The 1,393-nt window shown below is 41.1% G+C and carries 1 protein-coding gene; it reads left to right on the top strand.

Features of this window, described 5'->3' with window-relative positions:
* On the top strand, nucleotides 1–1,393 hold a 1,393-nt coding region (locus tag GRP75_RS26980; protein ID WP_237449218.1), incomplete at both ends, for a condensation domain-containing protein.

The raw sequence follows: 1,393 nt of genomic DNA, 5'->3' as shown, positions 1-1,393 counted from the left end.
TAAAGATAAGAGGCTTTAGGATAGAGCTTGGTGAAATAGAAGCACAACTGCTAAAGCATCCTTCAATTGAGGAATCTTTGGTGATTGCAAAGGAAGACCATCAGGGCAGTAAATACCTGTGTGCATATATAGCGGGAGAAAATGAGCTGACAATATCAGAACTAAGGGAGCATCTCTTAAAAGAACTGCCCGAATACATGGTACCATCATACTTTGTGCAGCTTGAAAAAATGCCATTGACAGCTAATGGCAAGATAGACAGGAAGGCATTGCCTGAACCCGAAGGTAATATAAATACGGGAATAGAGTATGAAGCGCCTATAGGCGAATTTGAAGAGAAGCTTGCACTGATTTGGCAAGACATCCTTGGAATTAAGAAGATAGGAAGAAATGACAACTTCTTTATGTTAGGTGGACACTCTTTAAAGGCTACAAGCCTTGTAGCGAGAATTCACAAAGAGTTCAATATAGACATGCCTCTTAAGGAAATATTTAAGGCTCCAATTATAGCGGAAATAGCAAGGTATATGAAGGAAGCAAAGGAGAGTATATATCAATCCATCCAAACTGCTAAAGAGATGGAATACTACCCTATGTCATCAGCCCAAAGAAGGCTGTATATATTAAATCAGTTTGAAGGAGCAGGGACAGCATACAATATGCCAGGCAGCTTGCTGGTTGAAGGCAGTATTGATCTGGAGCTTTTTCAGAAGACCTTCCAACAGCTTATAAATAGGCATGAGACCCTTCGAACATCTTTCCATTTCATAGAGGGTGAACCCGTCCAGAAGATCAATGATCCTGTGGGTTTTAGTGTAGTGTATCTAGAATCTGACGAAGAAAAAGTGGGGGAAATCGTAAAAGAATTTATAAAGCCGTTTGATCTTGGAATTGCTCCGCTGCTAAGAGTAGGCCTTGTGAAAACGGGAAAAGACAAGCATGTCATGATGTTTGACATGCACCATATCATATCTGACGGTACGTCCATGGATATACTGGTACATGAGTTCATGGATATGTATGGAGGAAATAACCCTTCTTCCCTCCGTATACAGTACAAGGACTATTCTGTTTGGCAGAAGGAACTATTTGCTGGGGACAAAATAAAGAAGCAGGAGGAATACTGGCTCCAGGAATTTAATGGAGAAATTCCTGTGCTGAATATGCCAGTAGATTACCAAAGGCCTGCGGTTCAAAGCTTTGACGGAGGTTTTATCCGTTTTGAAGCAGGCAGTGAGCTTACGGGAAAACTTATTAAGCTTGCAAGGGATAATGGGGCTACTCTTTACATGACATTGCTTGCTTCATACAACATACTGCTGTCTAAGTATACGGGGCAGGAAGATATTATAGTGGGAAGCCCTATAGCTGGAAGACCTCATACAGATTTACA

This window comes from Paenibacillus sp. OT2-17, from assembly GCF_009827695.1.
Classification (GTDB): domain Bacteria; phylum Bacillota; class Bacilli; order Paenibacillales; family Paenibacillaceae; genus Paenibacillus; species Paenibacillus polymyxa_B.
Note: the sequence above shows the minus strand (reverse complement) of the source record. Positions and strands in the feature narration are given on the sequence as shown.